Below are 18,713 nucleotides of genomic sequence, written 5' to 3' on the forward strand. Positions count from 1 at the left end.
CCACCCGTTGAGGTCGCACTCGACAGGCATGGGTCAGAACCCGAGCGGGAACGCCGTCTGCGACCAGAGGATGTAGCCGTTGATGCCGCCGAGGATGGCAGCCACGGGCCCGGTCCAAAGGAGGATAACTCCCCCGCTGGAGGCCAAACGTGAGGATTGGCTCAGCTTGCCGGCCAGCAGCATGGCGGCCCCGATGATTGCCACGATGGCGATGATGATGAAGGCGCCGACGAGGATGCCGCCGCCAATCTGTTTGAGCGATTCCAGGAAAGGAAAGCTCGCATTCGGGGTGATCCCCGGGTCCACCGCTGCAAAGTACATGAGTGTTCCGTCCGTCTTGTTCCATGGAGTGAGCAGAAGAGCTCACGGGTTTATGGAAGTTGTGGGAAAAAGCGACATGACCACGCCAGCGATCACCTTCTTACAATTGGCAGGAGCACCATGCGGGCAATGACTCCAGACAAGATTCAGGATGTGGTGGGTTAGTGAGTAGGTCAGGACATGGGGCTGGCCGCATTGAGCGGTCCACTAAGTCCTTCATCTTGTTCCTGGGATGATCGATGCCAGCCCAGGACCACAGGGCGCAGATCAATGACTAAACTTTCCGTCCGTCTGATACTTCAAGACGAGTCTCATGGAATAGATGTCTACTTTCGCGGATACCAGTTGTACTAATGTTCCGAGCCACCATGGGTTCAAATCCCACCGTCACCGCCAAGGAAAACCCCCGGAAAACCAGGGGTTTTCTGCTTTCGTAGGAGTTCCGTGGTGCATTTTTGGTGCATTTTTCGAGGCATCGCGGTCGCGACGAGTTGCCAATGCACTCGCATGAGACGCTGCGACAGTACTGGCGGCGGCACCAAGGTCCCTCAGTTCAGAGGTGGAAGCTCCAGCTGGGACAGCCTGGTCAGGGCTTCGGGGGTCACCCGGCCCCGTTCCTTGTCCAAGGCCACCCTCAACTGCGCGGCGAGAAGATTGCGGCGAACATGTATGGCCAGTTCTCTCCGTGACGCCGGATCAGTCCGCAGCTTCCCATCCGGCGTTCTCAAAGTCTTGAACGGTGACGGCAATCGCGGCAGTGTCAGCTGCGCCAGGCACACGACCGCCTCCGGCGCCTGTCGGCCCTGGAGCTCGTCCATGGTAATCCGGAATTGGGCGGCCAGGATTCCCCTCCGTATGCGTCGGATGGCTTCTTCCCTGGACGCTCGGGGTTCCTCATCCGCAGCAGACATCGGATTGCTCCTCTCGCTCCGTTGGGTTCATGATCCCAGAGAGGGAAACAACGGCCAAGGGTTTCGCGTCACCCAGGCGGAGCAGGCACGAGTTCTGAGAAGGTCGTTGGTACGGGACGGCAGGGGGCTACAAACCAGATTCTCAACACAGGGTTTCGCAGAGTAGACCTCGGATGCGGTGAGGGTGCATGCCTGCGCACTGCGAAAACTCTTAGCGATATGGCCACCGGGTACCGGCAGTACTAAAAACATTGGGGCTTTTCTGAACTATCGGATTTACTTTTCAGTTGGCGGTGAGGATTTGCAGTGTTGTCCGAGGCCCTTCTCCCGGTGAGCGTCCCTAACGGGAGTCCGGTGAGGAAAATGGAATGACGTTGCATGAATGAGCTCAAGCGATTCCAACAGCTACATGGCAGCAACTGTCTGCCCTTTAGCGCATACTGTGCCCATGATCGAGATACGTCGGCTCTCTCCCCGGCCGTGGGAACCCTCAGAGCCCCTCGTCGCCTACAACAACGCTGACGGGCAGATTGTCACAGCGGCGGCCATGCAGCGCGGAAACAATTCCTACTACGACCGCTACGGGTACAAGGGCTCCCAGGAGATCGTCTGCATCGACTGTAAGGAAGAGGGCCGTGAAGTCCCGGTCACGCTCGTTGACGCCAAAACGCGATGCAAGCATTTCCGCCACAAGACCGGCGAGGCCCCCGAGGGCCAGCGACGCCATGGCGAGACCGCTGAGCACCTGCACGGCAAGCGCATCATCATGGACTGGGCCAGAGAGCAACACCATATCCTTCCCTGGTCCGTCGAAGACGAGATCTGGATCCCCAAGGTCCAGTTGCGGAGCGACGTGAGGGCAACAGCAACCTCCGGCCGGCATTTGGCATTCGAGGTCCAGCGCAAGCCAATGGACACCAAAGAGTGGAATCGCCGCCACGGCGGCTATCAGCAGGAGGGTATCCGTGACGTCTGGCTGTGGTCTCCGGACGTTCCTGATCTGGTCCTCGATCTGCCGCTGACCAGCGTCGTCCTGGACATGGAGTATGAGACCCTCGGTGTCCTCGTGGCCATGTACTCAGGCAACTACCGCCACCCTACGGCTGAGCGGTACCTCGTGCCTCCCACGCACTACGCCTCCGCTCCCATATCCGAATGGAGCCTGTCGGACGCAGGATCCCTGGTGCCGCCGCCAGGGATGGCTGAGTTCATTGGGGACAAGCCGGAATCGACCCGGGTCACACAGCTCAAGGACCACCGGGAAGCCAGGGCCGGGCGGCCATTGACGTCCAGGCCGCCAACGCCGATGGAGCGGCGGACGGACGCACTCAGGCAGTACCAGGGCCGCACCAGTTACAGCCGGATACTGGGTGGCAGTGCAAGCGCGCCGCGTATCGACCCGGAACGGGACGCGCAACGCAAGGCAGAGGCCATCAATCAGATCATGGGCCGCAAGCGCTGAAACTAAGGCTGGGTAGGCTCAGCTGCGCTTTTCGATTGGACGATACCTGTCAGCAAACGCCAGCAGCGCGTCCTGAAGCTGCCCTGTGTTGCCCAGCTGGTCCACCGGCCGGAAACCGGAACCAGACTGGTCGACCAGGCCCGACAGTGGGCTGACCATCCAGGCAGCGAAGACATTATGCGGGATCTTCAAGGCCATGGCGTGCCGGAAGAGATCCAGCACCGGCTCATGAAACAGACCGTCCTTGAGCTGGAAGCCGGGACAAAAGGTTCCCTCGCCGATGAAAACCCGGACGGCCCGCTGCATGGCGCTGGCATCACCCAGGGCCTGAAAGTGAGTCTCCAGCTCCGCGGCTGTGGGCAGGGTGAATGCCTCGCGGATGCTGTCCCAGATGTGCTCCGGGACAGCCGGCCAGAACCTCTCAGCCCTCACATTCGACGCAGTAGGCATGGCCGTCCTTCTCACGGGCCTTCTGCGAACGGTGGCGGACCAGGAAGCAGGAGTAACAGGTGAACTCGTCCTCGGCCTGAGGAATGACCTGGACGATGAGCTCTTCGGCAATGAACTCGCCGCCGGGGGTCAGGCCATCAGTAGTGTCAGCCTCGTCGAGCTCCAGGACCACAGACTTCGCGTCGGGGGCTTTGGCTGTCTTCAGGGCCTCCAGGGAGTTCTCCTGGGATTCCTTGACGTCGGTGCGCAGTTCGTCGTAATCGGTTGCCACGAAGGTGCATCTCTTTTCTGTTGATTGGTGTGACGGCGACTCTAACGTAGACAATGCCTGAAGAATTCCCCGGTCGTGGGGCAGAATGGCCCCATGTGCGGCAGATACGTGATGTCCAAGGCCACCGGGGATCTTCTCAGCCATTTTGAGGCCAAAGAGGTGGAGGGCAGTCCGCCACCGCCGAGCTGGAATGTTGCCCCCACCCAGGCGGTGCCCATTGTGGCTGAGCGGCTGGATGAGGGCAGCATCGACCGGCACCTGCTCATCGCCAAGTGGGGCCTGGTGCCGTCGTGGGCCAAAGACATCAAGATCGGCTCCAAGATGATCAACGCGCGAAGCGAGTCGATCCTGGAGAAGCCCTCGTTCCGGAAGGCCGCGGTGAAGCGCAGGGCAATTTTGCCAGCCGACGGCTACTACGAATGGCAGAAGACCGACGAGGGCAAGAAGATTCCGAACTACCTGTACTCGGAGAAGGAACCGCTGCTGGGCTTCGCCGGCCTGTACGAATGGTGGGCTGACCCTTCCCTGCCGGAGGATGATCCCGAACGCTGGCTGCTCAGCTGCACGGTCTTGACGCAGACCGCGCAGGACGCGTTGGGCCATATGCACGACCGAAGCCCGGTCATCATTCCGAGGGACCGGTTTGCCGAATGGCTGGACCCGGACCTCACCGATAAGGCCGACATCCAGCATGTGCTGGACTCCCTTCCGGAGCCGGTTCTGGTCCCCCGCGTGGTCAGTACCAGGGTCAACAGCGTCCGGAACAACGGACCCGAGCTGATCGAGCCGGCCGCCCCCTGAAAAGTCGAATGCCATCAGGAATGCCGCGCGGCTAGAGCCCCTTGCCACCCTTCCACTCCTCAGCCGGCACCCGCTTGATGCTGGTCGAATGCGCCCAGCCAATGCGGTACTTGCTGGAGGCATCCAACCATTCGATCAGGCCGTAACTGTCTGACCAGGCGACGGCCTTGCCGTAGATGCTGCCCACCTGGACCAGGAAACAATTGAACTTGGGGAAGTCCCGTATCGGTGAGGTGTCGTCGATGGGGTGGCTCTTGTCGGCGTCCGACCGTGCGATCATCCGGTCCATGTCCTCGGGGCTGCCCGCCTTGATCACCCCTCAATTTTAGGACGGCTCCCGGGGCTTATCGAACATACGTTCTCCACAGGCTTCTCCACATGTGAACAAGCATTCGAGTTCTGTGGAGGCGGCTCAGCCAGCCGCTGGCGGGCCAGGGTGGCCGCCTGTAAGATCTGCCTACAGACTTTCAACTTGGGGGATCGCGTGAGACGAAGCGTGGCTATCGCTTGTGCAGCTGCGTTTCTTCTTGCCGGATGCAGCGCCCCGCAAGGTGCAGGCAGCACGTATGCCACCAGCAATAGCGCTTCCTCGCAAGCTCCTCAAGTGCCGGTATATGCAGCCCCCCAGTCACCTGCCGCAGCACCCTCCCGAACTGCAGTGCCCCAGTCGGCGAAGGTGACCAGTTCCAGCATCCTGGACGACCTGATGTTCGAGACCGTGAGTGCCAAGTACCGGGCCGCCGGCGTACCCCTAACCCGAATCGACTACGACCATCTCAGGGACAGCGTCTGCAAAGACATGCAGCAGCGGGGAAGCGGGTATTTCACCATCGGCGACCTGAGCCGTCTCTCGGAGTCCGGCAAGGACGCCCTCGCCCGATCCATGTGGCTGGTCTTCGCCGGTTCCTGTTACCCGGCCGATTACGTTCACAGCAAGGCGGACATGGACGCCATGATCGATTTCCTGGCCCAGCTCGCCCCGGAATACCAGCGCCGTCTAACGGCTGTGGGCCTTGCCTCTCCCAGCTCTGGTGGCAGCACCCTTTACAGCGGATCGAACCCGGGTTCCAGTTCATCGGGCTCTGGCGGCTACACCTCCGGTGGGTCATCCGGTTACGGATATTCCACCATGTGCAGTGACGGCAGCGTGTCCAAGTCAGGAGGCAAGAGTGGTGCTTGTTCCTGGCACGGAGGTGTTTCAAAGTAGGGTCTTGCCGTGGCGGCTGACCTCGCTTCGGCCATTTTTCGTACTCCGTTCCGGCCCGCCCTAAGCCGATCAGCGTGCGGGCGCAGGCAACACGAATTTACTTCGCTACGCGCTTCAGTCGCTCAAGGTCCCGGTGTTCCGCGTGAACCACGCCAACTGTTTTGTGCCGGGGGAACACCGGGCCTCGATAGGCGAGGTCGAGCGCCCGGCGGGCTGCTTCTACCGCCGTTTCCCGGTCTCCGGTTGCTTCTGCAAGGTCGATCACTGCGAGGTTCCACCTAAAATGGGCGCTGGGGAATGGAAGGCGGGCCACGTCGGGCCATTGGGTCAGCAACTCCGCGGCTTCTTCCAGGTCCTGCGCTTCACCCCGCCGAATGAGGAGTTCGGCAAGCTTGATGTGCTGAGTCGCGGTTGTACTCTTCAGGGTGGGATTGTCAGCGAGCAATCGGCGGTAATAGGTTTCTGCAAGCAGTGGCTTGTCTTCAACGTATGAGTCTCCGAGATGCTCCAATGCTGTGAAGCCCTCCATTTTGGAGAACTCTCCGTCGTCCGCGAGGACGCGCAACCACAGGTCCCTGGCCCCGGCAATCTCGCCGGCGTCGCTCAGCGCCAGTCCCTTGATACGCAGGTACTGGGCGCGGTTGTAGCCACGGGACCGCGCGAGGCGGGCTTCAAAAAGCGCGCGATCCGCTTCACCCCAGGCCGGAGACCGAAACCACTCATTTTCCATGGCCACGATTGTTCCAGAGTATCTAGCGACTGCCGAGCGTTCGCACCGAGCGCAGATTCACGGCAGCATCGGGCCTACGGGTCAGCGGCGGCTGGCCCTCAGCGAGTACGTCTTCTCGATCACGCCGTTGCCCTCCTGGCCACGTACCTGCCAGCCCCACCAGTACGTCCCCACATGCTTGCCCAGCAGCGGCGCATCCTCGGTGAAGGTCTTGAAGTGACCCCGCGCCAGATGACGTCGCCCGGCGGCATCGCCCGCAGATGCACTGCCGGTCCTGGTTGATCCCCGGGCGTTGCCATCAATAACCACCTCGTGGAAGGCGTCACCAGTGGGCCCGGCTCCTGTGGACCGGCCTGAACCCCGTTCCCGCAGGCTGACGTTGCGACAATTCATCAACGCCAGGGCGAAGAAGACCCGGTTCATTGCCTCCAGAGCCGCAACATGACCCTCTTCAAGATCCGGCCCGCTGGCCTGCACCTCGAAGTCTCCAGTGGTGAACATGCTCTGGGTCTCCCCAAGTTGTTTTCCCGGACGAAGGACGCTTCGGTATTCCATGAATTCCCAGCCGGTGAGGAACCCGGGGCCGTCAAGCCGGAACCGTACGTCCTGCTTCAGCCTCGTTGAGAGTCCGTCGGTGTCCCGCAGGTAGATCTCCATCCAGAATTCGTTATCTGCCCCCGTGAACGGCGCGACCATGAAACTGGTCCTCGTTTTACTGCGGTGCACCATCGCCCCGATGCGTTGGACGTCCGGACGGGACGGCAAGCCGCCAAAGACTTCCGCTTCGATCCAGACGGCTTCTCCACCAGGTCGCACCGGTCCAATTTCCTTGACGAATGATGGATCCTCTATCCCTGCAGGCAGGAACCCCATCATCTCCGAGGCGTCCACCATAAGTGGAACGCCGAAATCGGCCGTATCCAAATAGATGCTGATCTTGGATCGGTAAATCTTGAAGTGTGGCCGCCACTTCTCCGGCATGCGCCTGGTGTTGAACTCCAGGCCGTTCTTCTTCATGTCTCCCCCGTCGTTCTATAAACTCTGACGCTGATCCCGGTGGTGCCGGCTAACCGGAGATCCAGCGGAACCCGCAGCCATTGACCGTAAATCCAGCGGCACTGGCGGGGATGACGATGGTGAACTGCGGGGCGACGTTGATGAAATTATTGGCCATGATGTTGCCCTGAGCGTCGGAGATCTCCCAGTAGCAGTTCTCCACCTTGTCACCCTGGGACTGCCAGGTGCCGGGCACGACGTCCTTGCCGACCAGATACTTGCCCGTGTAGACGAGTTTGCCGCTGGCGCGGTCGGCGTCCAGGGCGGCACCGGCGCCGGCGTTCGCCTCCAAAACGGCCCGCTTCGGGTGATCCGGACAGAGAATCAGTGCAGCCGCAATTTCCTTGGCCTGCCCGGCACTGACGGAGCCCTCGAAATAGTGTCCGGCGGTGGTGGCGCACAGCGCGTAAAGGTACTTGGCCGTGTCCGGCGAGGTTCCGCCCGAGGCAACACCTGCGGCCTTCTCGGCTGCAGTCTGAGTGCCCGTCGCGCTGTTGACGGTGCAGAGATCGAACGGGGTCGCCCAGGCGGCCCTGTAGTCGGTGACCGTGGTCCGGGATGCGGTATTCACCGAGCAGGAGAGTGAATACTTCAGACCTGCAGGCGTGGGCGTCGGGGTCGCCGTGGCCATGGCCGTGGGTGTGGCGCTGGGTGTCTGGCTCGGCGACGGTGCCGAAACCGAGGGTGAACTGGTGCTGCTGGGAGCAGCCGCCGGCGCTCCTCCGCACCCGCTCAACAGAGCCGTGACAAGAAGTGCGGGCAGGGATGCCGTCAGGATGCGTTTCAAGGGTCCCCCAAAGAAGTGTCGGTACAGATCACAGGCTATATGGTCAGCTGTCGGCTGACGGGAAACCCTTCCTCACGCTGCGGCGGGACAGACAGGGTTACGCTGGCCGGAACAGGAACTGATTGGGGGGTCCAGTGAGGCGCAGAATCTGGGGGGTCCTGGCTGTGATCCTGCTGCTGGCAGTCACGGCGTTCTTTGCAGTACAGTCCGCCGAGGACAAGGTGACGGATCGAATGCTTTCGGGTGCCGGGCGGTTCGCCATCCCGGCCGACTGGAAGCTGACCACGGAAATAGTCCGCCCCGAGCGGTTCCTGTGCATCAGCACGAACCCCTGCCCCAGTCTCTCCCGCCGCTGGGACACGGGCAGCGAACTCACCGATAACGACGTTGCGGCGCTGACGTCGGGGCTCGGCTTCACCATGGCAACCAACCATCCATGCAAACGGCAGGCGAAAGTCATCGGCACCGACACGATCTGCATTTCCACCGGCACGGACGGCGAGTTCGACTACTGGCTCACTGTCACGAGCCCCGGACCAGGGGAACCCCAGCGCGTCGGGCTCAACGTCAGGCCCCACTACGTGCCGGACTGACTACTCCTGGTCCCCCGGTCCCGTCCTCGTCCTGAAGCTCGCCGGAGGCTATCCGTTCAGCACGATCACCAAGGCCGTGGCCGCGGGCAACAGCAACAGGCAAGCGCGGGAGACCCGGTTGTAGTTGTTGTCGTATCGTCGGCGCATGAACGCCAGGGCAACCAGGAAGACGACATTGAGCAGCAACGCCAGCCCGAGGACCAGGAACAGCGCATACACGAGCAGCAGCCCGGCCCAGTACCACCCCTCACCGTCGTCGTGGCCTGAAGTTGTCGGTGCAAAACGGATGATGAGGACGAAGAGCAACGACAAAGTGTCGATGGTCAGGACGGCGATCCGAAGGACCCACATTCCTGCAGATCGCCGCCGCAATGGCCTGCTTACCTGTTCCATAGCGGTCTGGTGTCCCCCCACTGAGCGCTGTGCCTGTTCGTCTTCAGCCTGCAGTCAGGTCCCATCTCAGATTCCACCGTTTAGCGAATAGGTGTGCGTTGGTGACACTGCGTTCGGATCCTCACTGCCGAGGAAGAGGGTGGCCAACGTGCCGTCCGGGTAGGTTTTCAGCCACCTGTTAGTCAGGCCGGCCGAATTGGACCCTTTGGCTACCCAGCCGTTGCAGGCAGCGTTCTCCGCGATCGCTTTGTAAACGTCGGCCGGGCTGGCGGTGCTGGTGAAAGTCACAGTCACCCCGGCGCCGAAGGAGCCGCCTGAACCGAACCCACGGGTTTCGTAATGGGCGGGAGTTCGCTGTACGGAGGTTCTGACCAGACCCGCCGGCAGGTTGACCAGGGCCGGGTCGGTGGCCAGCAGGTTCAGTTTCCTGTCCCCGGGGTCGCTGTCGGTGTGCGGTGTGCTGGTGGCGCTCGAGGTGCTGTTACGGCCAGTGACTGTCCCTGTGATGGTAGGGGCACACCCAGCCAAAAGACAGCACGCCAGAAGACACGCACCGGCATGCAGCAGCACAGACTGCCGGCGGCTTCCAGCCGGTTTCCCCGGGTGCTTCAGGGCCCTCATGGCGAAAGCCTACACAGTGGATACTTCACGGAAGCGGCCCATTGTGATCAGCTGGGATAAAGCCGGGGCTGCGGTCTTCCTTGACAGTGTCGTTATGAGCAACACGGCCCGGGCAGCTTCCAGCGGAAGACGGCATTCAATGAGGCGGTGATGGGGCCGAGATGATCCAGGAGCCGGTGCTCCAGCCACGCGGGCAATCCACCGGGATGCGCTTCCTCCGGATCGCTGTCAAGTGAACCCCAACGGCCATCCAGCGCCCCCGCGGTCAAAAGATCGCGAGCGGACTGAGGCTGTGTTCATTGCTCGGATTTACATGGACCTTGAGTCTGCTGACGGGTACGCTGGCGTCTGCCGGGCCTCTGACAGATCCCGGGCGCAACTGCCGCGACGAGGCCGCAGTTACATCACTTGGGGGAATTTGATGACAACAATGGCCCAGGTCAAGGCCGAACAACTCACTCTTGCAGCGGCAACGACTTTTTCCGACGGGGCTGCCAAAGGCGATCAAGCGCCTCTCAATCCAGATCCAGATCCAGCTCCAGAAAAAGTCACGATCCACGTCATCGGGGACCGGGTCCTCCGCATCACGCTGAGTCCAGGAGGCCGGATCACTGCAGCCGACGGAGCCCTGGTCCGGGAGCGGTTCCTTACGCTAACGGCCGGTGCTGGCGCCGCGGTACTGCTGCAGATCACGGGTGTGCAGTCAGTGAGCCGCGACGCCGTCGAGGTCCTCAGCAGATCGACCACGGTCACGGCCTTTGCGATCCTGGGCAGCACCCCTGTGGACCGGGTCATAGCGCACGGGATGCACGGGCTTCCCCATCCGGCGTGCCCCAGCCGGTATTTCTCCGACGAACAGGAAGCCCTGGAGTGGCTCAGCGCCCACCGCAGGTAGCGGCTGTCCCGGGATGATCGGCACTACGATTCCGTGATCCCGTTTTTCTGCATGTCCCCCTGCCGCGCAGCACTTCACAGCCTGCGTCCGCGTCGGTCCCAGTCGGCTCTGCGGGCGCTCAGGACGACGTAGTGCATGAACAACTCCCTTCCCTCACCGGCCACTTGCGGCAATGCTACTGGATGCCCGCTGGGCCTAGTCCAAAGTTGCTACTATCGGGGCAATAGGGGGGATATTCCTTGGAGACTTTCATTGCTGCGGCGGTCATCTTTGCCGTACCGGTGGCCATTGCCATTCGCGTCGTCTGGAGAATCTTCCGGCCAGTGGCCAGGGAAAGAATCCCGGCCCACCGGGGAGAGTTCCAGTCCCAGCGCGGCAGGGTCTACAACTGGGACGCAACCAGCCACAACGCTGCCCCCAGTGACGGTACCGGCGGCAGTTTGTAGCCGGCCCTTCTCCGCCACTTTTCATACCCTATATATAGGGGCACAAAAACGACAGTATGTGCATGTCGAACCACGCCCCGAGTGGCTTGCCCTGCGACGACGACCGGAATTTCTTGCAACCTACGTGCCTCTCGCAAAATCCCACAGTCTGTTGCGGAGGACGTCATACCAAGCGCTGAGGAAAAGGTCGACTGAACCGTCCCGCTTCTGGACATATAGATCGTCGAGACGGCCCGGACCTGATTGGAGGGTAGGAAACACCCACTGCCGGGCAGCCTGGACCGCGTGGACCGAGCCGTCAGTCCTCAGGTCCAGAGCGAGCGACTCGTACCTCTGAGCCAAATCGGGCTGGCGAACAAGCCTCAGCAACATGGAAAAGGCCAGCATATCGAGGGTCACGGCCTCCACGTCCGTAGCCGGCGGGTCGTTCCGTTCTTTTTGATTCCCCATACGGGCCACGATAGCGGCACCAGACCAGAAGACTGCCGCGCCTCGAAAGGGCCGGTCAAAAACGGCCCCTACGCCAGGGCCCTGGCGAAGTCGTAGCCGGCTGATTTCTGCAGGTTGTTCCGGGCCCGGTCATACCGCCTGGTGGTCCTCGGATCTGCATGCCCCATGCTGTCCTGCAGCGCGTGCAGCGGCGTCCCGGAGTCCAGGGCAATCGTGGCGAACGTGCGCCGCAGGCTGTGCGGGCTGATCTGTCCGTCGATGCCGGCCCGGCGCGCCAGCCACTGCACGGTGCGTGCTGCGTTCGAGCGCTGCCAGCGCTTTCCAGTGGCCATGGTGAAGAGCGCTCCACTGTCCCACGCCATAAGGGACATTATGACGCGGGTTTGTCACCCGTCTTCAGATCTTCCCTTGACGCCAAAATGGGCGGATGGCGGCTGATGATGATCCGCACGGAAGCGCACGAAGCCCGGCGGGCAGGTTACCCGCGTCTATCCCCGTCGCCAGCAACCAGTTACTTACCTTTCAGGAACGCCTTGCCTGCCACGAGGTAGCCATGAATCTGGCTCGCTGTAACGGCGATAGATCCTTCGCCCCTCCTTTGCACGATGCTGAAAAAGTCACCCTCGACTTTCCCTTCGCCACAACGCCATGTACGAAGTAGGGCTGCATCTCGGAAAGCCGAGCCGGAACGTATAAGTAGATAATCCCCTTCCCAGGGCTTGTCTCCACGCTGTCCACGGTAAGGCCCGTGCCCGAAGGGACAATCCTCGCGTCAAGAATGGTTACGTAGCTGAACGCTCCCCCAGGCCCGGACGCCGCTTCTGATCATCGAACCCGATGTGCGCCTTAACGCGCCAACAGGTCGAAATAGGCTGCGCCGGGATTCCAACTGACAGGATGGAGCCGTGTCCCTACCGCCGGGTTCAGCGCACTCCACATCATTCCGTCGCCGGCATATATGCCGACATGACCCCAGTTGTCCGGTCCTTGAGGATTCTGCACCACCAAATCTCCTGGCTGTGGGTCGTCTGTTCGAACACCAACGCGCCACTGCTCGACCCGCGGCAGCTGGATTCCTGCCTGTCCGTAGATCCACTGCACGTATCCGGAGCAGTCCCAGGCTTTGAAGGCCGTACCGCCCCAGACATACTGTCCGCCGAGGCCTTCTTGAGTAAACCTCAGGATGTCCTGGCGGAGCTGGCTCAGGTTGCGCGCTGATCCGACAGAGTGGGCCGGAGACGGAGAACTCTCACAATTGGCTGGATCGGTGCCCGTTTCAAGGGCCGCAACAATTGCTGTCGCCGCCAGTTCCCAGCGCGCGTACAGCTCGGGAAAGGCGGAGACCTGGACAGCCTGCGCCGCCATTCCTTTGTCCATCGCTTCCCAGCCACGTATGTCTAGCAGCCCACGGGGACTCCCACGGTTAGGTCCCGTCGGCCCACCGTAGAACGCCCGCGCATTGTACGAGGCATCCATCAGCTCGGCCACTGTGCCCCAGCCTGCCGCCGGACGCTGTTGGGCTGAGCCAACAGAGTCGTGGTCCCGCCCGAGGCCGTCATTGGGGTAATTCAGCGAATCCGGCACCGCTGGATTGGCAAGCACGCGGAGGCTCGACTCCTGCAGCGCCGTCATGATCGCGATGATGCGTCCAGAACGAGGTAAAGCAAGCTGCTTGCCCACAGCGATGTACGTCCTTGCGACGCTCTCTTGCCGAGGCGTTAGAACGTAAAGCAACTGACCGGCAGCGCGGATCTCCAGGCCGGCGCCAGTGCCATTGACGTCTGTGTGACGGCCAGATGGCGCACAGGCAAGAGTGCGCTGGCCCCCAATGCCGGCTAGTACGCCCACCCCTCCCAGGAAGGTCATGAGCCCGGCGAGTAGGACGGCGATGCCGGCGGCGCAAATACCCCTCAGCAATACCCGCCGTCGGGCGATAACAACGGCGGCTGCTAGGGCTGTCATCAGTAAACGATCCGCCCGGTAGTCGCATAGAAGCCGACCACCGCGCAGCGCCCAGCTGGAGCAGTAACCGCTGGCGGACAGTTGACCATGACGGTGACTGGCGCCGCATACGCGCTTCGGCTGTTGTTCGCCTCGTCCACGACCTGAACTGTCACAGTGCAAACATGGAGGCCATCCCAAGGTGCTGGATATTCCTGCACTTTTGCCAGCTCAAGGTCGCATCGAAGGGTTTGAGCAGTGCCGCTTCGCCTTGCAGACTGTTCCGCAAGCACGGTGAAGCTGCTAGCTGTCACCCCAGTACCTTCAAACTCCCGAACCAGCGCTGACAAAGGGTTTGACCCATCTGGAAGAAGCTCCCACCAGGACCGCACACGAGCATAGATGGCGGAATACGACGAAGAACGGCTGTCCCATGTATAAATGTCCTGGGCTGCCGCCGAAGCAAGCGCCCTGTAATCCTGAGTGCGAGGCAGTGAGCCATTAGTAGGCTGAACCTGTACCTTGACTTCGGTAGAGGCAGCTGAGGGGCGGCTTTGACCTGACGAGGTATACGAGGGCTCGGGGGTGGGCACCCCTGCGGCTGCAGACGGCGGCGGTGCTACATCCCCGCCAGAATCGGCGGCCGGCCAGAGAAGGAAAATCACGCTGACTATCAACAGGGCAACGAGCCCTGCCGCCAAAAACCGCTGGTGGCCAAACCCCCGTATCAGATTCATCGTCCTGCCTCTGTTCGTAAACGGCTGCTCTACACAGCCGCCACATGCGCTTCATGTTGGATCACGCGCCAAGCGGCCCGGTACAGCTGACGGGCGAAGCCAATGTTCACGGCTATGTACCTTTCCGAAACGCGTAGCTCACTCGCCAAGGCAGCCATCTGGGCGGATCTCTCCGGCCCACGTAAGCCCGGGCGGACTATCGACATGGCAACTCGCCGAAGCACATTGGTGGGAAGGCAGTTGGCAGCCAATCGGCACAGGCCGTCCAGCCCTATCCCTGCCTCCGGGTGGCAGTTCAGCGCCGCGTTGAGTGTCTTGGCGGTTTGCCGGACGACAGTGACCGCGTGCCAGCGGCGTCGGTCCTGAGGAGACGGCGGGCCGTAATGCCGTGGGCTGACAAGGCTGGAAATAGCGAGCTTCCAGGTTTCCTCAGTGACGCTTCGGTGAACCAGATCCAACATGGAGTGCGCCCATGCCTGATCGATGCAGCCTTCCGCGCTGCCCGAGATAGCTGAGAAGCCTATGACCGCAAGAACCTCCGGGGTCCCTTCCGTCGTCGTGAAGTCCACGAGCAGAGGCAGCGTTTGATGAGCGAGCTCACGGCGGATATGGGCAGCACAGATCTTGTTGCTCACTCCCTGCACCCAAGCTTCAAAAGGAATCCCTGGAAGCTCCCGGTAACGGTCCCTCACCACCCCGTCCCAGACAGCAACGCGAATCTCCTGCATGACATCATCCACGTCGCAGGAGCGTCCAATTCGTCCTAAGCGAGAGTTGACGTAACGGTGGACGCCATCAACCGCAACCAGAATCCGATCGATGGGGATGAGGAGGCCGCCTGGTGGGGGCGAGTTCCGCAGCGAAACATCCACCCCAACAGGAGGCGCTGACTGGCCTTTCGTTTGCAACGCCTTCGATTCAATTTCCATGGCTTCACCGGCTTTGACTGTACAGATCAGTACCTCGCAGGGCCGCGCGAGTGCGGCCCTGGTGTGTGGATTTGGAGGCCCACAACGATCAGCAGAAGCTATACGAATTATTGTCGAAGATACTTAAAGTATCGTCAAGAGTGCTGTTCTTACTTTTTCCGGATTCTTCGGGAAGAATGGCGCTATGCCGAGAATTACGCAGCCGCATGACGAGGCCTGGTCGGTCGACGTCGAGGCTGCGGTCGCGACGTTCGGCAACAGGTCACGCAATGAGATTCTCCGGTTCCTCACGGCCAACGGGCCGGCAACCCGGGGCGATATCGCCGCCGTGGTCAGCGCAGGCGATCCCAGTGTAGCCAAGCACCTCGCCGCGCTAGAGGAAGCTGGCGTGGTGATGGTCGACGTCGAGCCCGGCCGCAGGCACGGACGGTCGCCTAGGTATTCCGCGAACCCCGTCCGGATCAAGGAGCTGCTCGACGCCCACCTGAAGTACCTGCTGGAAGAACAAAAGTAGCCCCAGCAGCGACCTACCCCTCCTGCTCCAGCGACTCCGGAGGCTCCGGCTGTGAATTCGCCGCCGCCCGCTCTCCTTCTGGGCGCCTACTGATGTCTTTGTTCAGGTATTCCGTAATTGCTCGAAGTGTTTCCGGCGACACGTCCCCAAGAGTGCGGGCTGCGAAAGTCTTCACCCTGGCAGCGCGCAAGGACTTCACGAACTCAAGCTGCGAATCAATTCGCTGGGGCAGGCCGGCCGAATCAGCATCCAACAGATAAGCGGGATCCACATTGAAGGTTTCGCATAGAGCACCCAGCAGGGCAGGGTCGCTTACTAGTCTTCCCGTACCGTCTTTCATGTAGAACCAACGGGCCCTGGACAGCTTGATCCCTTTGTCCGCCAGCTTCTCCTGAACCTCACGGAACGTAATCGGTTGCCCCCGCTCCGCCATCACGACGTCGAGCAGCAGGTTCAGGCGGCGGGCCAGCTCAGCTTGAGGAGACAAAGCAGTACTCCCCGTGTGCTTGTCATCGCTGGTCACGACTCACCTCCCGAACGTTGCAAACGCACCTGTCAGATTCGTGGTGATGCTCAGTATTCCGGGGGTTCCCCTATCACGCAATGAGCGCCGGCCATCGCTTCCCTCAGCTCGCTCTAAGGCGTATCGTTTTGCTGTAGACCCGTCTACAGCGGGCCGTAAAGACCTCCTCATCACCTGGTTGTGGTCTCCATGGCAAACATCTTGATGCACAGGACGCGAAGCAAGATCATCCGCTTCCTCATGGCCCACGGACCGGCAACCTGCGACGACGTAGCTGCCGCTTTCAGCCGGTCAGCGCCTTCCCTCCAAGGGCAGCTGAGCCTGCTTTACGAGGCTGGCTTCCTGACATTTGAATCGGGCCGATACAGGACGCGACCGGACGAGATCGAGAGGCAGTTATCGGAGCTCGCAGCTTGGTTTCAATCCGGGGGCAGCGACTTCAAAAACGTCGCAACGGAGGCCTCCCCCTTTTCGGTGTCGCCATTCCACGCCAACGAGTTACCCGGAAAGTCGAAGCGTCCCAAGCCGGCACTCCCAACAGCTTAGGAGTTCTCATCTCCCCCGGCGTGCTTGTCAATTACTTCCCTCAGCTTGGCCAAAGTCTCGGGGGACAGTTCCTGAAGTTGCCTGGCAGCAAAGTTCTTGACTCGCGCTTCGCGCATCGATTTTAGGAGATCGAGCTGCGCCTCCACGAGCTCCGGCACCTCTGCCGAGTCATCAAGAAGATACCTGCGATCTACACCGAAAAACTCAGCGAGGTTCTGCAGCAGCTTCTGGTCCATAGCCAGCGAGCTATCACCGCCCCGCATGTAGGCCCACCGTGAACGTGAGAGCGGCGTTCCTCGTTCGCTCATGCTGTCACTAATTTCCCGAAACGAGAGCGTGCCTCTCCCTTGGGATTCGTGCAGGTCGAGCAGGAGATTGAGTTTTCTGGCGAGTCTGCTCTGGGGAGATTCAGGAAGGTGTGCTGCGTTATCTGTCATTTATGCCGCGCGTCCTCCCCCACACTGACGGGCTGAGTCGGCTTCCCTGGGCGCTGTGGTGCGATGCGAGGAAAACTTCTGTCCTGCTGACTGTTTGCCTATCAGCCTCATCCAGCAACTCAGCAGCGGATGGGTCCATCAATAGCGCGTCTTGAATCTCAACGAGCATCCTATGGAGTTTGCGGGTGGAAGCGTCTCCGCGTTCGACGCCTCGGGCCGCCGTAGCCAACCGGATGTCTTTTCGGTTAGCCGTCGCCTTTTCCCAAGTCTCTGTAAGACTGTTCAGCAAGCCCTCCCGAGTCCTCACGTCAATGCGTCGAGACATTCGACGGGCGACCGGGGGCAACGCCAAGCCGGCACACAGAAACAGCATCGCCCCGACGAAGCTCACATCGTAGGCGACTGCCAGCCTCTGCATAGTGCCCAAGTCTCCAAGCACGTGGGCAATATCCATCCCCAAAACTGCGAACACGACTACCAGAGCCAGGGTGCAGCCAATGCCGATGAGGGTGAAGGCGAGCCGGAAATGAATGGTGGCCATCCGCCGTCGAAATCTAAAGCAGACGTAGCCCGTCAAGCCCACCACGATACCGATGTAGGCGAACTGGATTGACGAGTACAAGGCAGCCGCGGGCTGGCTTCCATAGTCAAGCATGAACCGGGTCGACGATACCGGTGCTTCAATACTGAAGAAAGCAGCAGCCAGTCCCAGTACTACGAAGCTCAGGATTGTCATTCCAAGACCATCCCGGCGAACCGATGCATCATTAAACTCCGCGGCCCGGAGTATCGCCTGGGAAAGAGAGTAGATACCTACAACCATCAGGACATTCGCGCAGAGATCCAGAAGATTGCGGCCGCCGAGCAGGGCATCGCCCGCGATGTAAATCGGGTCAACGTTCAGTGACAGTGCTGTAGCAATCGCCACCGCTGCGATAAGAATGGTGTGGTCCTTCCTGTTGCGCACACCCGGCAAAATGCACAGAACAAGGCCCCAGATGACAGCAGCCGCGACTACCTGGATCACCCGAAAACCTGCTCGAATGATTTCGGTTCCAGGGCGCTGTCCCGAATCGCCGCGGCGAGGAGATCTGCGAGCGTTTCGGCGGCGGCCTCCATATCGTCCACGAAGCTGCTGCGTGCCAGGGCTCGGGACACCATCTCGCCGTCAAGGTTGGGGAACAGGCTACCCGCGTATTGCGACGAAACGCCCAATTCATCGTGACGCAGGATCATATGCCCAAGCTCATGAAGAATGAACTGCTGCCTGTGTATGAGTGAGTCGGATATCGCGTGCAGGATGATTTCCCGCGACTCGGTCGAGAGCCACAGGCCGCATACCGGCGTCCCGTTGAGGATGTCCGTGGCCTCGATCTCGATGCGGCGGCGGCGCCGAGCCGCCACGATCGCAATGAGCCCATCCAACGTCAGATGGGTGGGGAGCCGCAGAGCTTGAAAGGCTTCCGCCGCCACCTGTTCTGGTCCTGGTCCAATTGTTGTTTGCTGGTCCATACCGCCCCCTTTTGCAGCGGACAGCAAGGGTGGCTGTTGAACCACCGAGGCGCTCCGAGCGCCTCACCGTCAATTGAACGCTTCTGCTCTGGACGTGTCCAGAGCAGAAGCAGCCAAACATCAGGATCCCGCTGCGCTTGTACCTGCAACCATCCCTGACCATCCCCGGCTGGATCGAGG

The 18,713-nt window shown here is 61.1% G+C and carries 24 protein-coding genes; 8 read left to right on the top strand and 16 right to left on the bottom strand.

The window, feature by feature from the left end; translation table 11 throughout:
- Positions 1 to 33: 33 nt before the first annotated feature.
- Entirely contained in the window at positions 34 to 321 is a 288-nt protein-coding gene (locus ACR65J_RS14795) for a hypothetical protein (protein ID WP_440170340.1), read from the bottom strand.
- Positions 322 to 1,680: 1,359 nt separating this feature from the next.
- On the opposite strand from ACR65J_RS14795, the gene ACR65J_RS14800 reads away from it, so the two are divergent.
- Positions 1,681 to 2,694 carry a competence protein CoiA gene (locus ACR65J_RS14800; RefSeq protein ID WP_440170342.1) on the top strand — a complete coding sequence of 338 codons (1,014 nt, stop codon included), beginning with the start codon at positions 1,681 to 1,683 and terminating at the stop codon, positions 2,692 to 2,694.
- Between the two features lie 18 nt (positions 2,695 to 2,712).
- Here ACR65J_RS14800 and ACR65J_RS14805 read toward each other — a convergent pair whose 3' ends face one another.
- On the bottom strand, positions 2,713 to 3,144 hold the full coding sequence (locus ACR65J_RS14805; protein ID WP_440170344.1) for a hypothetical protein: 432 nt from the start codon (positions 3,142 to 3,144) through the stop codon (positions 2,713 to 2,715).
- Positions 3,116 to 3,415: a DUF4193 domain-containing protein gene (locus tag ACR65J_RS14810; RefSeq protein WP_440170347.1), complete on the bottom strand. Its 300-nt coding sequence runs from the start codon at positions 3,413 to 3,415 to the stop codon at positions 3,116 to 3,118. Before ACR65J_RS14810 ends, ACR65J_RS14805 begins: the two co-directional genes overlap by 29 nt.
- A 93-nt stretch (positions 3,416 to 3,508) precedes the next feature.
- On the opposite strand from ACR65J_RS14810, the gene ACR65J_RS14815 reads away from it, so the two are divergent.
- Positions 3,509 to 4,216: an SOS response-associated peptidase gene (locus ACR65J_RS14815; protein WP_440170350.1), complete on the top strand. Its 708-nt coding sequence runs from the start codon at positions 3,509 to 3,511 to the stop codon at positions 4,214 to 4,216.
- Between the two features lie 31 nt (positions 4,217 to 4,247).
- Here the strand turns inward: ACR65J_RS14815 and ACR65J_RS14820 are convergent, their stop codons facing one another.
- Positions 4,248 to 4,532 (bottom strand): hypothetical protein, encoded by a 285-nt coding sequence (locus ACR65J_RS14820; RefSeq protein WP_440170352.1) that lies wholly within the window; start codon positions 4,530 to 4,532, stop codon positions 4,248 to 4,250.
- A 360-nt stretch (positions 4,533 to 4,892) separates the two neighbouring features.
- Here ACR65J_RS14820 and ACR65J_RS14825 point away from each other — a divergent pair, with 360 nt between their 5' ends.
- On the top strand, positions 4,893 to 5,423 hold the full coding sequence (locus ACR65J_RS14825; RefSeq protein WP_440170355.1) for a DUF3761 domain-containing protein: 531 nt from the start codon (positions 4,893 to 4,895) through the stop codon (positions 5,421 to 5,423).
- A gap of 97 nt (positions 5,424 to 5,520) precedes the next feature.
- Here ACR65J_RS14825 and ACR65J_RS14830 read toward each other — a convergent pair whose 3' ends face one another.
- From ACR65J_RS14830 to ACR65J_RS14840, 3 genes are all read right to left on the bottom strand, one after another.
- The gene (locus tag ACR65J_RS14830; protein ID WP_440170357.1) at positions 5,521 to 6,153 is read right to left on the bottom strand and encodes a tetratricopeptide repeat protein; all 633 of its coding nucleotides are present in this window, start codon (positions 6,151 to 6,153) and stop codon (positions 5,521 to 5,523) included.
- 81 nt (positions 6,154 to 6,234) lie between these two features.
- Positions 6,235 to 7,170 (bottom strand): hypothetical protein, encoded by a 936-nt coding sequence (locus ACR65J_RS14835; protein ID WP_440170360.1) that lies wholly within the window; start codon positions 7,168 to 7,170, stop codon positions 6,235 to 6,237.
- A 49-nt stretch (positions 7,171 to 7,219) separates the two neighbouring features.
- Positions 7,220 to 7,780, bottom strand: a complete 561-nt coding sequence (locus tag ACR65J_RS14840) for an Rv1352/Rv1906c domain-containing protein (protein WP_440170363.1) — start codon at positions 7,778 to 7,780, stop codon at positions 7,220 to 7,222.
- A gap of 350 nt (positions 7,781 to 8,130) precedes the next feature.
- On the opposite strand from ACR65J_RS14840, the gene ACR65J_RS14845 reads away from it, so the two are divergent.
- Positions 8,131 to 8,589 (top strand): hypothetical protein, encoded by a 459-nt coding sequence (locus ACR65J_RS14845; RefSeq protein WP_440170366.1) that lies wholly within the window; start codon positions 8,131 to 8,133, stop codon positions 8,587 to 8,589.
- Between the two features lie 48 nt (positions 8,590 to 8,637).
- Here ACR65J_RS14845 and ACR65J_RS14850 read toward each other — a convergent pair whose 3' ends face one another.
- Positions 8,638 to 8,940: a hypothetical protein gene (locus tag ACR65J_RS14850; RefSeq protein ID WP_440170369.1), complete on the bottom strand. Its 303-nt coding sequence runs from the start codon at positions 8,938 to 8,940 to the stop codon at positions 8,638 to 8,640.
- A 108-nt stretch (positions 8,941 to 9,048) separates the two neighbouring features.
- A complete protein-coding gene (locus ACR65J_RS14855) occupies positions 9,049 to 9,552 on the bottom strand; it encodes a hypothetical protein (protein ID WP_440170372.1) in 504 nt (167 codons plus the stop codon).
- A gap of 472 nt (positions 9,553 to 10,024) precedes the next feature.
- Between ACR65J_RS14855 and ACR65J_RS14860 the strand changes: the two genes are divergently transcribed.
- Both ACR65J_RS14860 and ACR65J_RS14865 read left to right on the top strand, forming a co-directional pair.
- Complete coding sequence (locus ACR65J_RS14860; protein WP_440170375.1) at positions 10,025 to 10,498, top strand: DUF7793 family protein; 474 nt, start codon at positions 10,025 to 10,027, stop codon at positions 10,496 to 10,498.
- A gap of 239 nt (positions 10,499 to 10,737) precedes the next feature.
- Positions 10,738 to 10,944 (top strand): hypothetical protein, encoded by a 207-nt coding sequence (locus ACR65J_RS14865; protein ID WP_440170377.1) that lies wholly within the window; start codon positions 10,738 to 10,740, stop codon positions 10,942 to 10,944.
- A 518-nt stretch (positions 10,945 to 11,462) separates the two neighbouring features.
- Here the strand turns inward: ACR65J_RS14865 and ACR65J_RS14870 are convergent.
- The 3 genes from ACR65J_RS14870 to ACR65J_RS14880 form a co-directional block, all read right to left on the bottom strand.
- Positions 11,463 to 11,756 carry a tyrosine-type recombinase/integrase gene (locus ACR65J_RS14870; protein ID WP_440170380.1) on the bottom strand — a complete coding sequence of 98 codons (294 nt, stop codon included), beginning with the start codon at positions 11,754 to 11,756 and terminating at the stop codon, positions 11,463 to 11,465.
- Positions 11,757 to 12,240: 484 nt separating this feature from the next.
- Positions 12,241 to 13,074 carry a C40 family peptidase gene (locus ACR65J_RS14875; protein ID WP_440170383.1) on the bottom strand — a complete coding sequence of 278 codons (834 nt, stop codon included), beginning with the start codon at positions 13,072 to 13,074 and terminating at the stop codon, positions 12,241 to 12,243.
- A gap of 1,027 nt (positions 13,075 to 14,101) precedes the next feature.
- Positions 14,102 to 15,001 carry a hypothetical protein gene (locus ACR65J_RS14880; RefSeq protein ID WP_440170385.1) on the bottom strand — a complete coding sequence of 300 codons (900 nt, stop codon included), beginning with the start codon at positions 14,999 to 15,001 and terminating at the stop codon, positions 14,102 to 14,104.
- 184 nt (positions 15,002 to 15,185) lie between these two features.
- Here ACR65J_RS14880 and ACR65J_RS14885 point away from each other — a divergent pair, with 184 nt between their 5' ends.
- Positions 15,186 to 15,515 (top strand): ArsR/SmtB family transcription factor, encoded by a 330-nt coding sequence (locus ACR65J_RS14885; protein ID WP_440170387.1) that lies wholly within the window; start codon positions 15,186 to 15,188, stop codon positions 15,513 to 15,515.
- Positions 15,516 to 15,528: 13 nt separating this feature from the next.
- On the opposite strand, the gene ACR65J_RS14890 is transcribed toward ACR65J_RS14885, so the two are convergent.
- Complete coding sequence (locus ACR65J_RS14890; protein ID WP_440170389.1) at positions 15,529 to 16,038, bottom strand: hypothetical protein; 510 nt, start codon at positions 16,036 to 16,038, stop codon at positions 15,529 to 15,531.
- Positions 16,039 to 16,242: 204 nt separating this feature from the next.
- Here ACR65J_RS14890 and ACR65J_RS14895 point away from each other — a divergent pair, with 204 nt between their 5' ends.
- Positions 16,243 to 16,584 carry an ArsR/SmtB family transcription factor gene (locus tag ACR65J_RS14895; RefSeq protein WP_440170614.1) on the top strand — a complete coding sequence of 114 codons (342 nt, stop codon included), beginning with the start codon at positions 16,243 to 16,245 and terminating at the stop codon, positions 16,582 to 16,584.
- On the opposite strand, the gene ACR65J_RS14900 is transcribed toward ACR65J_RS14895, so the two are convergent.
- Genes ACR65J_RS14900 through ACR65J_RS14910 form a run of 3 tightly spaced genes read right to left on the bottom strand, consistent with a single transcriptional unit; the run spans position 16,581 to position 18,533 of the window.
- Positions 16,581 to 17,021 (bottom strand): hypothetical protein, encoded by a 441-nt coding sequence (locus tag ACR65J_RS14900; RefSeq protein WP_440170391.1) that lies wholly within the window; start codon positions 17,019 to 17,021, stop codon positions 16,581 to 16,583. The genes ACR65J_RS14895 and ACR65J_RS14900 overlap by 4 nt on opposite strands.
- On the bottom strand, positions 17,011 to 18,048 hold the full coding sequence (locus ACR65J_RS14905; protein WP_440170393.1) for a hypothetical protein: 1,038 nt from the start codon (positions 18,046 to 18,048) through the stop codon (positions 17,011 to 17,013). The genes ACR65J_RS14900 and ACR65J_RS14905 overlap by 11 nt, the downstream gene beginning before the upstream one ends.
- Positions 18,045 to 18,533: a hypothetical protein gene (locus tag ACR65J_RS14910; protein WP_440170395.1), complete on the bottom strand. Its 489-nt coding sequence runs from the start codon at positions 18,531 to 18,533 to the stop codon at positions 18,045 to 18,047. The genes ACR65J_RS14905 and ACR65J_RS14910 overlap by 4 nt, the downstream gene beginning before the upstream one ends.
- Positions 18,534 to 18,713: the final 180 nt, after the last annotated feature.

The organism is Arthrobacter sp. SAFR-044 (genome assembly GCF_059414985.1).